The sequence below is a fragment of the Arthrobacter liuii genome, from assembly GCF_014639275.1.
Classification (GTDB): domain Bacteria; phylum Actinomycetota; class Actinomycetes; order Actinomycetales; family Micrococcaceae; genus Arthrobacter; species Arthrobacter liuii.
On record NZ_BMFW01000018.1, the window covers coordinates 1 to 14,463 of the forward strand.

Below are 14,463 nucleotides of genomic sequence, written 5' to 3' on the forward strand. Positions count from 1 at the left end.
GGACGGCGGGGTTGGTGGAGGCCAGCAGGGGGGAGTGGCCGTCGGCGTGTTGGAGGCCTTCGCCGGTGAGGGTGGTCCGGCCTGCGGTGGCGCCGATGATGAACCCGCGGGTCATTTGGTCTGCTGCGGCCCAGAACGCGTCGCCGGTGCGTTGGAAGCCGAACATGGAGTAGAACACGTAGACCGGGACCAGGGGGATGCCGTGGGTGGCGTAGGAGGTCCCGGCGGCGGTGAATGCTGCCACGGCGCCGGCTTCGTTGATGCCGGGGTGGATCAGTTGCCCGGCGGGGGATTCCTTGTAGGCCAGGACGAGGTCGCGGTCCACGGAGAGGTAGTTCTGGCCTTTGGGGTTGTAGATCTTCGCGGTGGGGAAGAACGCGTCCATCCCGAAGGTCCGGGCTTCGTCGGGGATGATCGGGGCGATGTGTTTGCCGAAGCCCTTGTCCCGCATCAGGTCTNGGTGATGTCGGTGTGGGTGTTCCGGCGTTCGGGGACGGACCCGCCCAGGGCGGCGCGGCGTTCCATCATGTATTTGATTTCCGGGGCGTCGGTGCCGGGGTGGTAGTACGGGGGCTGGTAGGTGTCTTTCTCCAGCTGTTCGTCGGTGACGGGGATCCGGAGGTGGTCGCGGAACTTCTTCAGGTCATCGAGGGTGAGTTTCTTCATCTGGTGGGTCGCGTTGCGGCCCTCGAAGTGTGGTCCGAGGCCGTAGCCCTTGACGGTGTGGGCGAGGATGACGGTGGGTTTGCCCTTGAATTCGGTCGCTGCCTTGTACGCGGCGTAGACCTTGCGGTAGTCGTGGCCGCCGCGTTTGAGGTTCCAGATCTGATCATCGGTCAGGTCCGCGACGAGGTCCTTGGTCTGCGGGGTCTTGCCGAAGAAGTGTTCGCGGACGAACCCGCCGGATTCGGCTTTGTAGGTCTGGTAGTCCCCGTCGACGGTTTCGTTCATGATTTTCACGAGCGAGCCGTCGGTGTCGCGGGTGAGCAGGTCATCCCATTCCCGGCCCCAGACGACCTTGATGACGTTCCAGCCCGCGCCGCGGAAGAACGCTTCGAGTTCCTGCATGATCTTCCCGTTGCCGCGCACCGGCCCGTCGAGGCGCTGGAGGTTGCAGTTGATCACGAAGTTCAGGTTGTCCAGGTTCTCGTTCGCGGCGAGCTGGAGCAGGCCGCGGGACTCGGGCTCGTCCATTTCCCCGTCGCCCAGGAACGCCCAGACCTGCTGGTCACTGGTGTCTTTCAGGCCCCGGTTGTGCAGGTACCGGTTGTTCTGCGCCTGGTAGATCGCGTTCATCGGCCCGATACCCATGGACACGGTGGGGAATTCCCAGAACTCCGGCATCAGGCGCGGGTGCGGGTAGGAGGACAGGGCATGCCCGGCGCGGGACTTTTCCTGCCGGAACCCGTCCAGGTCTTCCTCGGAGAGCCGTCCTTCCATGAACGCCCTGGCGTACATGCCCGGGGAGGCGTGGCCCTGGAAGAAGACCTGGTCCCCGCCGCCGGGGGCATCCTTGCCACGGAAGAAGTGGTTGAACCCGACCTCGTACAGCGTCGCGGCACCGGCGTAGGTCGAGATGTGGCCGCCGACCCCGATATCGGGCCGCTGCGCCCGGTGCACCATGACCGCGGCGTTCCACCGCATGTACGCCCGGTACCGGCGCTCGTACTCCTCGTTACCCGGGAACTGCGCTTCCTGGTCCACCGGGATCGTGTTCACGTAATCGGTAGTGGTCACCATCGGCACCCCGACGCTCTGCGCGCCCGCACGCTGCAGCAGGCTGCGCATGATGTATTGGGCACGCTCAGTGCCCTGTTCCCTGATCAACGCATCCAGGGACTCAACCCACTCGGCAGTCTCTTCCGGATCACGATCAGGCAGCTGGTTAGTCAACCCGCTGAGGATATGGGAGGTCTCTTCTCCTGCAGCCACGTCCAACCTCTCTTTGCGCGCATGAATCGGCGCACTCAGGCCAGGCAGGGTGACTGCCCGGCGTACATACGCCGTGTGCGACGTATCGGTTACAACAGCCCGGTCATGTGTGCCGGGCAGCTTCCTAGCGCTCCTATGTCTGCATGGAGTCACAAGGTTGTCGTCCCGCAGGCATAGTTGTCATCAGCCACTCTAGCCCTGACGGCAACACGATGCGTAGCTGTGGCCCGGGTGCTGCGGTTGTATTTCGTTCGTCATACTGGATGTGTGACGAAAAGCCGCTGGGCACGGGCTGCCGGAACCGGATGTGACGCAGAATATGCGCAATCCCGGGGGCGGCAGCTTGAAGCGCAGGCGCAAAGGGTGTTGGCTTGGGAGTAATGGAAATCACTATGCGAACCGCATATATGAGGTATTGGAGGAACACGTGAGCGAGGCCGACGCCGCCACTTCGGTAAATGTGGCGGAAAAATTGGGTTTCAAGAACGGGGATCTGATTCAGGAGTTCGGTTACGACGACGATGTCGATTTCGACTTGCGTGACGATATTGAGGACCTCACCGGATCCGAATTGCTGGACGAGGACGATCACGAGGTAGCGGACGCCGTCATCCTCTGGTGGCGCGACGGCGATGGAGACCTGGTGGACAGCCTGATGGATTCCCTCACCACGCTGAGCGAGACCGGCGTTGTCTGGGTCCTCACCCCCAAATCCGGCAGGGACGGCTACGTTTCGTCCGCGGACATCCAGGAAGCGGCCCCTACAGCCGGCCTGCACGTCACCACCTCAGCCGGAGTCTCGAAGGACTGGAGCGCCGCCCGCCTGGTCAGCAGGAAGAACAAATGACGGCAGCGGTTGAACCCGCTTCTGCAGCTGTTCCTGCGGTGGGCGCATTCGCGCCTGATTTTGAGCTTGCAAACCAATATGGCGAACCGGTAGGGCTGTCGTCCTTCCGTGGGCAAAATGTGGCGCTGGTCTTCTACCCCTTTGCATTCTCCGGAATCTGCACAGGCGAGCTGTGTGAGATTCGGGACAACCTGGGCATGTTCGAGGATTCGAACGCGGTTGTCCTGGCACTGTCCGTGGACAGCAAGTTCAGCCTCCGCGCCTATGCGGCGCAGGAAGGCTACAACTTTGACCTCCTGGCCGATTTCTGGCCGCACGGGGCAGTAGCCCGCGCGTATGGCGTGTTCGATTCCGGAAGCGGCATGGCCCAGAGAGCCACCTTCATCATCGACGGCGACGGCCGGATCCGGTACAGCGTGGTGAACCCCCGCGGGCAGGCGCGCGACTTCGGTGAATACTGCACCGCCCTGGCGGACCTGAAGCAGGCCTGAGGAATCATGGCCGGCCAGCGGCGGGGGACGGGCCTTACCGGCTTTGCCAGCATGCCGCCGGTCGCCCCGGCCCCGCCCTCCGGGGATGACCTTGAAGTGCTTGACCGGATCCGGGACCTGCTCGCCGGCGTCCCCTTCGCCCTGCTGACGGGCGCCGGCCTCAGCACCGACTCGGGCATTCCGGATTACCGTGGTCCGGACTCGCCGCCCCGGCGGCCCATGACCTACCAGGAGTTTGTCAGGGACGCAGCGAACCGCCAGCGTTACTGGGCAAGAAACCATATCGGCTGGTCCCACATGCGGCACGCGGACCCGAACCAGGGCCACTATTCAGCCGCTGAACTGGAGCGGCGCGGTTACCTCACCGGCCTGATTACCCAGAACGTTGACCGCCTGCACCAGGACGCGGGCAGCTCCAACGTCGTCGATCTCCACGGCAGGTATGACCAGGTGATTTGCCTGGACTGCGGACGGACCTATACCCGGCGCCTGCTGGCCGGTGTCTTTGAGGAACTCAACCCCGGGTTCCTGGAGCGGGCAGCTGCCGACGGGCTGGTGGAGATGGCCCCGGACGCTGACGCCACCGTGGACGACCAGGCCCTCATCAGTAACTTCGTAGTGGCAGTGTGTCCTGCCTGCGGCGGCACCCTGAAGCCGGACTTCGTGTATTTCGGGGAAAACGTGCCCAAGGACCGGGTGGAACGATCCTACGCAATGGTGGACCAGGCGGCGGCGTTGGTGGTTGCGGGGTCGTCCCTGACGGTCATGAGCGGCCTGCGGTTCGTGAGGCACGCTGCCAAGGAGTCAAAGCCCGTCATCATCATCAACCGGGGTGCAACCCGCGGTGATGACAAAGCGACAATCAAGCTCGACGCCGGTGTCAGCCAAGCCCTGGGTTACCTGGCAGCGGAACTTCCGTCGCTGTAGGGAAGGCCGCTACTTTCCTGGATTCGCGTTTCCAGTCCACAGTCGGGTAGAGTCTATGTTCGTTGGTTACGGCGGAACGGCCGGAAACAGCGAGATTTTGGGTCTTTAGCTCAGCTGGTAGAGCGCCACGTTTACACCGTGGATGTCATCGGTTCGATCCCGGTAGGACCCACCAGGAAAACCCCGTTACCCCGCCTCCCGGCGGTGGCAGCGGGGTTTTTTGGCTCCTCGGATTTCCCGGCATGATTGTCGGTGCCTTGCCATACCTTGCAGGAATGGAACACGTCATAGTGCAGACAGACAACGACGGAATGCCGACGGCGGTGCTGAGCAAGGGCAGGGAATGGGCGGTGGGTGCCGAGCCGGTGAGATGGTTCGAGCGCATCAACTGGTGGGAAACCAACCGCCGGATGCCGAAAGGGAACAGTGGGGTGGACGTCGAAGTCCTGCAGCTGCAGGTCAGGCTGGGACGTAACGACAGGTCGGCCCTCACCACAATGTACCTCCAGCGGGACGGGCTGGGCGGTGGCTGGCGGCTAAGGGAGACGGCGGCGGGCGCAGCCTGAGAGGGTGGCTTCGGCCATCTATTCGGGCATTGGAAAACCCTCCACCGCGACTATTGGGGGATGCCGCGGTGGAGGGCCTGTGATGAATATACCGTGAACTGCAGGAAACAAAAAGTCACGCGGTATCTGAAGGCATCGGAAGCGCACCTGGCCTTATCCAGGCGCGCCAGGTAACAGTCACTGCCGAACGGGGATGAAGACCCGCGGCTGCTCGGTCCACGTATCGGCCATCTGGGACATGGTGCGCCGCATGATCCGGTCCGAGGCCGCACGCGCAGACGCGGCGTCGCCCCTTGCGATCGCCTCCGCCACATCCTCGTGCCACTGCAGGGCCGCCTGGTGCGGGTGGTCAGGCATCAGGCCATGAACGGTCCGGCCCGTCAGGGTTTCGGCCACCTGGCCCATGAGGTTTGCGAACATCTCGTTGCCGGAACCGGAAAGCAGCAGCGAGTGGAAGCGGATGTCCAGTTCCAGGAAGCGGGCTACTTCACCATTGTTTCCGGCCTCGCGCATGGCACGGGCAACGTCCACAAGTTCCATCCGCAGCGAGGCCGGAGCGTTTTGCGCTGCCAGTTCCGCTGCCGCCGGCTCCACCGCAGCGCGCAGTTCGGCAAGGGAGCGCAGCTGGGCGCCGCGGGCGTCGCTGGCCAGCCGCCACCGGATCACCAGCGGATCGAAGGGATTCCACCGGCTTGCCGGCAATACCCGGATGCCTACGCGCTTGGTGGTCTCGACCAGCCCCAGGGACTGCAGGACCCGCACGGCTTCCCGGATCACCGAACGGGAAACCTTCAGCTCATCCTCCAGCTGCTCCGCGAGCATGACGTGGCCGGCCGGGAGATCTCCGGTAATGATCCGGGTGCCGAGGTTCTCAATGGCACGATGGTGGAGGCTGCTGGTCATGCTGCTAAGCCTAGTTGTTGGGAAGCGGCCGGTTGTCAGCGGCCCGGTGCGCCAAGGCGTCGGGACGCCACGGTCCTAGACTGGCACCGACACAGTCCGTTCCACTGCGCGGCCGTTACTTTCGCGTCACCGCCAGAATATATATGCTTTATTCCGACCCCCTGATATGCCTCGGTGTCTTCCCGCCCGCGGAAGCAGGCATCCGAGGCAAACAATGAATTGGAGTTATTGATGTCTGCACACATCGGTGTCACCGGCCTCGCCGTCATGGGCGCCAACCTGGCCCGCAACCTGGCCCGCAACGGGTTCACCGTTGCCCTGCACAACAGGTCCGTGGAGAAGACGGACGCACTGCTGGAAAAGCACGGCTCGGAGGGAGACTTCATCCGGACCGAAACCCTGCAGGAACTGGTTGACTCCCTGGAGAAGCCGCGCCGCGTGCTCATCATGGTCAAGGCCGGCAAGCCCGTGGACTCGGTCATCGAGCAGCTGGAGCCGCTGCTGGAGCCTGGCGACATCATCATCGACGCCGGCAACTCCCACTACGAGGACACCCGCCGCCGGGAAGCCGCGCTGGCCAAGAAGGACCTGCACTTCGTGGGCGTCGGCGTGTCCGGCGGCGAGGAAGGCGCGCTGAACGGACCGTCCATCATGCCGGGCGGTTCCAAGGAGTCCTACAAGGCCCTCGGCCCGCTGCTGGAAAAGATCTCCGCAAAGGTCGACGGCGAGCCCTGCTGCGCCTGGATCGGCACCGACGGTGCGGGGCACTTCGTCAAGATGGTCCACAACGGCATTGAATACGCCGACATGCAGGTCATCGGCGAGGCTTTCGACCTGCTCCGTTCCGGCGCCGGCATCGAACCTGCCGAGCAGGCAAAAATCTTCTCTGAGTGGAACAAGGGCGACCTGTCGTCCTTCCTGATCGAGATCTCCGCCGAGGTCCTTGGCCACGTTGACGCCAAGACCGGCAAGCCGTTCGTCGACGTCGTGGTGGACGCCGCCGGACAGAAGGGCACGGGCCGCTGGACCGTCATCTCTGCCCTGGAACTGGGCTCGCCGGTGTCCGGCATCGCCGAATCCGTGTTCGCCCGCGCCCTGTCTTCCCAGGCCGCGCAGCGCAAGCTGGGCCAGGAGCTGCTGGCGGGCAACGAGGCCACCGTCGAAATCCCGGAGACGTTCGTTGAGGACGTCCGCCAGGCACTCTACGCCTCCAAGCTGGTTTCCTACGCCCAGGGCCTGGACATGCTGACCTCCGCTGCCAAGGAATACGGCTGGGACCTGAAACTGGACGAGATCGCCTCCCTGTGGCGCGCAGGCTGCATCATCCGCGCCGAGCTGCTCAAGGACATCACCAAGGCCTACGCCGCTGACGAGAAGCCGGCAAACCTGCTGTTCGCCCCGGCGTTCACCAAGGCCATCGCCGATGCCCTGCCGGCATGGCGCCGCGTTGTAGCCACAGCCGTCCAGCTTGGCATCCCGGTGCCCGTGTTCTCTTCATCGCTGGCCTACTACGACGGCCTGCGCCGCAAGCGCGTAGCCGCCGCCCTGATCCAGGGCCAGCGCGACCTCTTCGGCGCACACACCTATGGCCGCATCGACACCGACGGTACTTTCCACACGCTGTGGGGCGAGGACAAGTCCGAAGTTGAAGCGGTGGACACGCACTAGCACCTGCTGCGGCACGATAAAGAGGAGGGCAGTTCCCCGGTCACCCGGGGAACTGCCCTCCTCTTGCCATACCTGCTGATTTACTGCCGCGCCTGCCAGGCCACGCCTGCGGCAGTGGTCAGATCCGGTACTCGATGTCGTATTCGGCCGGATCCACCGCGGGCTTGGTTTCCCGCTGCGCATCCCGGTGGCGCCACTTTGCGGGCACCCCGGTGACAATCGACTCGGGCGGCGCATCCTTGACCACCACGGCGTTGGCGCCCACGGCACTGTCCCTGCCGATCGTGATCGGGCCCAGGACCTTCGCCCCCGCACCGATGGTGACCCGGTCCCCGATGGTGGGGTGCCGCTTGATCCTGGCCAGGGAACGGCCACCCAGCGTCACGCCGTGGTAGATCATCACGTCCTCGCCGATCTCGGCCGTCTCGCCAATCACCACCCCCATGCCGTGGTCAATGAAGAAGCGCCGGCCGATCGTGGCACCCGGATGGATCTCAATACCGGTCCAGGACCGGCCCAGCTGGGACAGGAGGCGCGCCGGAAAACGGAGCGCCGGGTTCTGCCACATGCGGTGCGTCAGCCGGTGGATCCAGATGGCATGCAGGCCGGAATAGGCGAAAAAGTTCTCAAAAGAACCTCGAGCCGCCGGGTCGTGGGACCGGGCGGCGTCGAGGTCTTCCTTCAGTCTTGCGAAAAAGCCCACAAAGTTCTTTCTACAGGAAACGGGCGGACAGCGGATCGATCAGCCGCGGATGTCGTCATAGAGGACGGTGGAGATGTAACGCTCGCCAAAGTCGCAGACGACGGCGACGATCAGCTTGCCCGCGTTTTCCGGGCGCTTGGCCAGTTCCAAGGCACCCCAGACGATGGCGCCCGAGGAGATTCCGCCCAGGATGCCCTCCTTGATGCCGAGTTCGCGGGCCACGCGGACCGAATCCTCGAGGGTGGCATCCAAGACCTCGTCGTAGACGTTGGTGTCCAGCAGCTCCGGGATGAAGTTGGCGCCCAGGCCCTGGATCTTGTGCGGGCCGGGGGCGCCGCCGTTCAGGATGGCGGAGTCCTTGGGCTCGACGGCCACGATCTGGACGCCGGGCTTGCGCTCCTTCAGGACCTGTCCGACGCCGGTGATGGTACCGCCGGTGCCGATGCCTGCCACGAAGATGTCCACGGCGCCGTCGGTATCGGCCCAGACTTCTTCAGCGGTGGTCTTGCGGTGGATTTCCGGATTGGCTTCGTTGGCGAACTGCTGCGCCCAGATGGAGTTCTCGGTGTTGGCCACGATTTCCTGGGCCTTTTCCACCGCGCCGCGCATGCCCTCAGAACCGGGGGTCAGTACAATCTCGGCACCGAAGGCGCGCAGCATGACCCGGCGTTCGGTGGACATGGTCTCCGGCATGGTCAGGATGACCTTGTACCCGCGGGCTGCACCCACCATGGCCAGGGCGATGCCCGTGTTGCCTGAGGTGCCTTCGACGATCGTGCCGCCGGGCTTCAGGGCGCCCGACTTTTCGGCGGCGTCGATAATGGCAACACCGATGCGGTCCTTGACGCTGTTGGCCGGGTTGTAGAACTCCAGCTTCACGGCAACGGTGGCGTCCAGCCCCTCGCTGAGCCGGTTCAACCGGACCAGCGGGGTCCCGCCGACCAACTGCGTCACATCGTCATAGATCCGTGCCATGTACATACGCCTATCTCTAAGGGGTGAATACTGAGGTCAGCCTAACGAGGCCGCGTAACGGTGGCTAAGCGTTAAGCCATGCAGAGTAATATTTCCGGGCCTTGGCCAGCTTAGGGTTGATGATCACCTGGCAGTACCCCTGCTCCGGGTACTTGGCGTAGTAGTCCTGGTGGAATTCCTCCGCCACGTGGAAACGCGGCAGCCGGCTGACCTCGGTGACGATGGGATGCGGCCACAGCGCCTGGTTGCGTTCGATCGCTTCCTCGAACAGGATTTTTTCCTCGGTGGTCTCGTAGAACATCGAGGAACGGTACTGGGTTCCCACGTCGTATCCCTGTCGGTTCAGTGTGGTGGGGTCATGCAGGGCGAAGAACATATCCAGGACAACCTCAGCCGGGATGACCTCCTCATCGAAGGTCACCGCTACAACTTCGGCGTGGCCGGTGGTTCCACTGCAGACCGAGTAGTAGTCCGGATGGGGGTCGTGGCCGCCGGTGTAGCCCGATACCACCGAGGTCACGCTCCGGGTCTTCCGGTAAACGGCGTCAAGGCACCAGAAGCAGCCTCCGCCAAGAACAAAAGTTTTCATGACCTCTTCAATGGTTGACAGCGCCGGATGATTCCCCGGCGCCCCGGGCGCGGTGCCCAAACTGCGGCGGCAGTAAGCCGATGGGGTAAAACTAAGACTATGCAACCTGTGGACACCGACGTTACCGGCAAGGCAGATCACCAGGGCGAAGCCTCCTCCGGCTCGCCGGAACCGGCCGCTTCCGCTGACGCCCCCACCCTGGCGGAACTGCTCCTTGCCGTTGAGGAGCTGTGGCCGGAATCCCTGGCGGAGAACTGGGACGAGGTGGGCCTCGTGGCAGGCCATCCGTCCGCCTCCGTCACGAAGGTGATATTTGCCGTGGACCCCACATCGGAGGTCATCGAGGAAGCCGTTGAGTGGGGGGCCGAGCTGCTCATCACCCACCACCCCCTGCTGTTGAAGGGCGTCACGTCCGTTGCTGCCACGTCGGCAAAGGGCCGGGCGGTCCACCGGCTTATCGAGTCGGGGACGGCACTGCTGACCGTGCACACCAACGGGGACTCCGCCGTCGGTGGCGTCTCTGATGTCCTGGCCGATGCCCTGGGGCTCCAGGACGTCGCCCCGCTCACAGTGGCGGCCAACGGCCTGCCGGAGGAAGGCATCGGGCGTGTGGGCGACCTGGCGGATGCCATGACCCTGGGCGACTTCGCGGCGCGGGTGTTCGGGATTCTTCCGTCCGTTGCCGGGGGAGTGCGCGTGTCCGGAGACAAGGACGGACTGGTGCGGCGCATCGCGGTCTGCGGCGGCGCCGGCGACTCGCTGTTCGCTGAAGTGCGGGCCAGCAACGCCGACGTCTATGTCACCGCGGACCTTCGCCACCACCCCGCATCCGAAGCCCGGGAAGCCGCGCTGAACGGACGCCCCTACCTGGTGGACGTTTCGCACTTTGCCAGTGAGTGGCTCTGGCTGCCTGCCGCGGCGGCGGCTTTGGGCAACGTCCTGGGTGACCAGGGCCATGCGGTGGAGATCCGGGTCAGCACCACCAACACGGATCCCTGGGACTTTATCCTTACTCCCGGCTGAGCCGTGGCCACAGGCGGACGGACAGGCCAGGCGCTAGAGTCTAGGAAGCGCCGGTTCGGTGCCCGGCCACGGCCGGAAGGGATCTAGCGGAGGTAACAGTGGCCAAGGCAGCACCGGCGGAACAGTTGAAGTTGCTCGAACTGCAGGGGCTCGACGCCAGGCTGAAGGGCCTCACCAACCGCCGCCGCACGCTGGAGAATGATCCCCGCATCAAGGATCTTGAGGCCGCCCTGTCCGTTGCCAACGGCGAACTGGGCGCCGCCAAAGTGGCCGTCCACGACGCCGAGGCCGCGCTGAAGCGGGCGGAGGCCGACGTCGAACAGGTAGCGTCACGCATCGAACGCGACGAAGCGCGCCTCAACAGCGGCACCGGCCTCTCCAAGGACCTGGTGGCACTGCAGAAAGACATCGCCTCGCTCAACAAGCGGCGCTCCGACCTTGAGGACGTGGAGCTGGAGGTCATGGAACGGCTGGACTCGCTGCGGGAACGGCAGGCGGCGCAGCAGCAGATTGTTGATGACATCCAGGGTTCCTTCGGCACCATCAGGGCTGAGCTTGATGCGGCCCTGGCCGAAGTGGAAACCGAAGCGGCGGGGCTTGGTGCCCAGCGCACCGGATTTGCCGCGGGCCTGGATTCTGCCATGGTGGCGGTCTACGAAAAGACGCTGGCCAAGCGCGGTGTTGGTGCGGCGCGGCTCTTCCACGGCACCTCGGAAGCATCGGGCATGAAGCTGAGTCCAGGCGACCTCGCCGAGATCAAGGCGGCTGCCGCCGACGACATCGTGTTCTGCCCGGACTCCGGTGCCATCCTTGTCCGTTCCGACGAATGGGCCTGACCCGCCTGGAGATCAGCCCGGCAGGATGATGTTCAGGGCGTGCGGCTTGCGGCCGGTGCCCGGCACCAGTTCGGCGTCCCACTTTTCGCGGGCAGCCTTCAAAAGGTCCGACGGCGCGGCCGGGGCTTTTCCGCGGCGCGCCAGCAGGTGCCGCGCGAGTTCGCCGCGGGTGTGCTTGGCGAAGTGGCTCACCACCTTGCGTACTCCGCCGGCCTCGGTGAAGACGTTGACGGCGACGGTCTGTTCCGGCGGCGGCGTCCATGCCGCGGCATAAGTGCTGGACCGGCAGTCGACCAGCAGGTGCCCCTGGCCCGCGCCTGTAAGGGTGTCGCCAAGCTGCGCCTTCCAGAACGGAGCCAGCCTGCCGACGTCGGGCAGCGCCGTGCCCATGGACAGCCGGTAGGCCGGGACGCTGTCGCCAAACCGAAGGGCCCCCCACAGCGCTGATACCACCAGGACGGACGCGTCTGCCTTGCGCCGCTGGCCCGGCGTGAGGCTCCGGTACCCAAGGGCGTCATACAAAACGCCCGAATAGATGCTGTGCGCCGGCGCCGCCGGCTCGGCGTGCAGGCGCGTATTGCGCTCGACGTCGTCACGCAGCGATGCGCCAACGCCCAGCAGGGCGAGCGCATCCTGGTGCGCGCTGACCGTTCCCAGTGCCTCAAGGACCTTTGCGCGGTACGGATTAAGCTCCGGGAAGCTCAAGGCGGACCAGTCGACGGCGGGCCCGCGGAGCGCGGGCGTCTTGCCTTCGGAAGGGGGAAGCAGAATCAGCACCGTCCGATCCTACCGGCGACAACAAGCGCCGGCAGCGCCGGTAGACTGGACGCGGATGGGACAGCCAGACGGCCGCGCGCCACGCAGGTGGCTCGAGGAACGTCCGGGCTCCGCAGGGCAGGGTGGTGGGTAACGCCCACTCGGGGCAACCCGCAGGCCAGTGCCACAGAAAACAGACCGCCTGCATTTCCGGTTTTGGCCGTGAAGGGCAGGTAAGGGTGAAACGGTGGTGTAAGAGACCACCAGCTTCCCGGGTGACCGGGAAGGCTAGGTAAACCCCACCCGGAGCAAGGCCAGACAGGACACGTTCGAGGGCTGCCCGCCCGAGTGTCCGGGTAGGCCGCTGGAGGGTGCCGGCAACGGTACTCGTAGATGGATGGCCGTCGCTCCCTTTCCGGTAACGGCAGGGGGGAACAGAACCCGGCGTACCGGCTGTCCCATCCTTCAAACCGCGTTTGGCCGTGGGAGGTGCACCGCGGCTGTGTGAGTGATTTCACGCAGTACAAGCGTGTTCCCTGCGGTGGGCCAAATTAGAATGGATCCCGGACGCAGGAGTTCTCCCGCCGAAAGTTGCGTCCGCAACCGGCGGTTTTTCTTTGCACGCGATCCGGGCGCCTGGGGGCCATCCCTGCAGGTGCCGGTGCCCCTGGACATCATCAGGTGGCCTACATCTGTGTACGACGACGTACACGGCTGAACCGAGGAAGGTATTTCTGTGAGCCAGACGTCTGATTCTTGTCTTGATACGTGGATGGGCCGGGAGGCCCTCGCCGAGGCCATGATCCCGGTGATCGGCAGGCTGTACCGCGAAAACAACGTGGTCACCAGCATCCACGGCCGGAGCCTGATCAACAAGTCCACCATGAACATCCTCAAGGCGCACCGCTTCGCGCGCCGGATGAGCAAGGACGAACTGCTCCTGGAAGACACGGCGCCCCTGCTGAACACGCTGGCCGGACTGGACCTCGGTGCGGCCGCGATCGACATCGCCCGCCTAAACCAGAAGTTCAAGGAAGAAGGCAACGGCGCCACCCTGGAGGAATTCCTCCGCAGCGAGCTCGGGGAGATCGTGGGCAAGCGCGGCGGCGATGACCGCACCAGCACCGACGTCGTCCTCTATGGCTTTGGCCGCATCGGACGCCTCCTGGCACGGATCCTCATCGAGAAGGCCGGCGGCGGCCACGGACTGCGCCTGCGGGCCATCGTGGTGCGCCGCGGCTCCGACAACGACCTCTCCAAGCGCGCCAGCCTCCTGCGCCGCGACTCCGTCCACGGCTCCTTCGAAGGCACCATCCGGATCGACGAGGCCGCCAACACCATCACGGCCAACGGCGTGCAGATCCAGGTCATCTACTCGAACGATCCCGCCACCATCGACTACACGGACTATGGGATCAACGACGCCCTGGTAGTGGACAACACGGGCCGCTGGCGCGACGCCGAAGGACTCTCCCAGCACCTGCAGAGCAAGGGCGTGGCACGGGTCCTGCTGACCGCTCCGGGCAAGGGCGAACTGAAGAACATCGTCCACGGCATCAACCACAAGGACATCACCGATGCGGACCGGATCGTCTCCGCTGCGTCCTGCACCACCAACGCCATCACCCCGGTCCTGAAGGCCATCAATGACAAGTTCGGCGTGGTGCACGGCCATGTGGAAACCGTCCACTCCTTCACCAACGACCAGAACCTGATCGACAACTTCCACAAGGGCGACCGCCGCGGCCGCTCCGCGGCCCTGAATATGGTCATCACCGAAACCGGTGCCGCCAAGGCCGTGGCCAAGGCCCTGCCCGAACTCCTGGGCAAGCTGACCGGCAGTTCCATCCGCGTCCCCACCCCGGACGTATCGCTGGCCATCCTGAACCTCAGCCTCGAAAACGGCACCACCAAGGACGAGGTCAACGACTACCTGCGCGAAATGTCGCTGCACTCGGACCTGCGCAAGCAGATCGACTACATCGACTCGCCCGAGGTCGTCTCCACCGACTTCGTTGGTTCCCGCCGCGCCGGCATCGTGGACGGCCTGGCCACGGTGTCCACGGACAAGAACCTGGTCCTCTATGTCTGGTACGACAACGAGTTCGGCTACAGCTGCCAGGTGGTGCGCGTCATGGAGGAAATGGCCGGCGTGAACCCGCCGTCGTTCCCCGCGAAGGAAAGCGCTGCAGCCCTGGCTGCCATCGCCGTCTGACCGATTCCACCACGTCCTGCGAATTCCCGGCT

The 14,463-nt window shown here is 64.8% G+C and carries 13 protein-coding genes, 1 tRNA gene, 1 other RNA gene and 1 pseudogene; 10 read left to right on the forward strand and 6 right to left on the reverse strand.

The window, feature by feature from the left end:
- Positions 1-1,932, reverse strand: a pseudogene (locus IEW19_RS15560) (pyruvate dehydrogenase E1 component-related protein); the annotation flags it as partial.
- A gap of 427 nt (positions 1,933-2,359) precedes the next feature.
- Between IEW19_RS15560 and IEW19_RS15565 the strand changes: the two are divergent.
- The 5 genes from IEW19_RS15565 to IEW19_RS15585 all read left to right on the forward strand — a co-directional run bounded on the left by IEW19_RS15565 (position 2,360) and on the right by IEW19_RS15585 (position 4,763).
- Positions 2,360-2,779: a DUF3052 domain-containing protein gene (locus IEW19_RS15565; RefSeq protein WP_188572519.1), complete on the forward strand. Its 420-nt coding sequence runs from the start codon at positions 2,360-2,362 to the stop codon at positions 2,777-2,779.
- Positions 2,776-3,270 carry a peroxiredoxin gene (locus IEW19_RS15570; protein WP_188572520.1) on the forward strand — a complete coding sequence of 165 codons (495 nt, stop codon included), beginning with the start codon at positions 2,776-2,778 and terminating at the stop codon, positions 3,268-3,270. Before IEW19_RS15565 ends, IEW19_RS15570 begins: the two co-directional genes overlap by 4 nt.
- 6 nt (positions 3,271-3,276) lie before the next feature.
- Positions 3,277-4,197, forward strand: a complete 921-nt coding sequence (locus IEW19_RS15575) for an NAD-dependent protein deacetylase (RefSeq protein WP_188572521.1) — start codon at positions 3,277-3,279, stop codon at positions 4,195-4,197.
- Between the two features lie 99 nt (positions 4,198-4,296).
- A tRNA-Val gene (locus tag IEW19_RS15580) sits at positions 4,297-4,372 on the forward strand.
- Positions 4,373-4,472: 100 nt separating this feature from the next.
- Positions 4,473-4,763 (forward strand): hypothetical protein, encoded by a 291-nt coding sequence (locus IEW19_RS15585; protein ID WP_188572522.1) that lies wholly within the window; start codon positions 4,473-4,475, stop codon positions 4,761-4,763.
- 177 nt (positions 4,764-4,940) lie between these two features.
- Here the strand turns inward: IEW19_RS15585 and IEW19_RS15590 are convergent, their stop codons facing one another.
- On the reverse strand, positions 4,941-5,666 hold the full coding sequence (locus IEW19_RS15590) for a FadR/GntR family transcriptional regulator (RefSeq protein WP_188572523.1): 726 nt from the start codon (positions 5,664-5,666) through the stop codon (positions 4,941-4,943).
- Positions 5,667-5,897: 231 nt separating this feature from the next.
- Between IEW19_RS15590 and gnd the strand changes: the two genes are divergently transcribed.
- Positions 5,898-7,334: an NADP-dependent phosphogluconate dehydrogenase gene (gene gnd, locus IEW19_RS15595; protein ID WP_188572524.1), complete on the forward strand. Its 1,437-nt coding sequence runs from the start codon at positions 5,898-5,900 to the stop codon at positions 7,332-7,334.
- A gap of 118 nt (positions 7,335-7,452) precedes the next feature.
- Here gnd and epsC read toward each other — a convergent pair whose 3' ends face one another.
- The 3 genes from epsC to msrA all read right to left on the reverse strand — a co-directional run bounded on the left by epsC (position 7,453) and on the right by msrA (position 9,601).
- Positions 7,453-8,037: a serine O-acetyltransferase EpsC gene (gene epsC, locus IEW19_RS15600; RefSeq protein ID WP_188572525.1), complete on the reverse strand. Its 585-nt coding sequence runs from the start codon at positions 8,035-8,037 to the stop codon at positions 7,453-7,455.
- A gap of 39 nt (positions 8,038-8,076) precedes the next feature.
- A complete protein-coding gene (cysK, locus tag IEW19_RS15605; RefSeq protein WP_188572526.1) occupies positions 8,077-9,012 on the reverse strand; it encodes a cysteine synthase A in 936 nt (311 codons plus the stop codon).
- Positions 9,013-9,076: 64 nt separating this feature from the next.
- Positions 9,077-9,601: a peptide-methionine (S)-S-oxide reductase MsrA gene (gene msrA / locus IEW19_RS15610; protein ID WP_188572527.1), complete on the reverse strand. Its 525-nt coding sequence runs from the start codon at positions 9,599-9,601 to the stop codon at positions 9,077-9,079.
- A 99-nt stretch (positions 9,602-9,700) separates the two neighbouring features.
- Here msrA and IEW19_RS15615 point away from each other — a divergent pair, with 99 nt between their 5' ends.
- Positions 9,701-10,624: a Nif3-like dinuclear metal center hexameric protein gene (locus IEW19_RS15615; RefSeq protein WP_188572528.1), complete on the forward strand. Its 924-nt coding sequence runs from the start codon at positions 9,701-9,703 to the stop codon at positions 10,622-10,624.
- A gap of 98 nt (positions 10,625-10,722) precedes the next feature.
- Positions 10,723-11,460 (forward strand): zinc ribbon domain-containing protein, encoded by a 738-nt coding sequence (locus tag IEW19_RS15620; protein WP_188572529.1) that lies wholly within the window; start codon positions 10,723-10,725, stop codon positions 11,458-11,460.
- A 12-nt stretch (positions 11,461-11,472) separates the two neighbouring features.
- On the opposite strand, the gene IEW19_RS15625 is transcribed toward IEW19_RS15620, so the two are convergent.
- Entirely contained in the window at positions 11,473-12,237 is a 765-nt protein-coding gene (locus IEW19_RS15625) for a YaaA family protein (protein ID WP_188572530.1), read from the reverse strand.
- A 56-nt stretch (positions 12,238-12,293) separates the two neighbouring features.
- Between IEW19_RS15625 and rnpB the strand changes: the two genes are divergently transcribed.
- Together rnpB and IEW19_RS15635 are read left to right on the forward strand one after the other, a co-directional pair.
- Positions 12,294-12,681, forward strand: an RNA gene (rnpB, locus tag IEW19_RS15630) — RNase P RNA component class A.
- 271 nt (positions 12,682-12,952) lie between these two features.
- Complete coding sequence (locus IEW19_RS15635) at positions 12,953-14,431, forward strand: glyceraldehyde-3-phosphate dehydrogenase (RefSeq protein ID WP_188572531.1); 1,479 nt, start codon at positions 12,953-12,955, stop codon at positions 14,429-14,431.
- Positions 14,432-14,463: the final 32 nt, after the last annotated feature.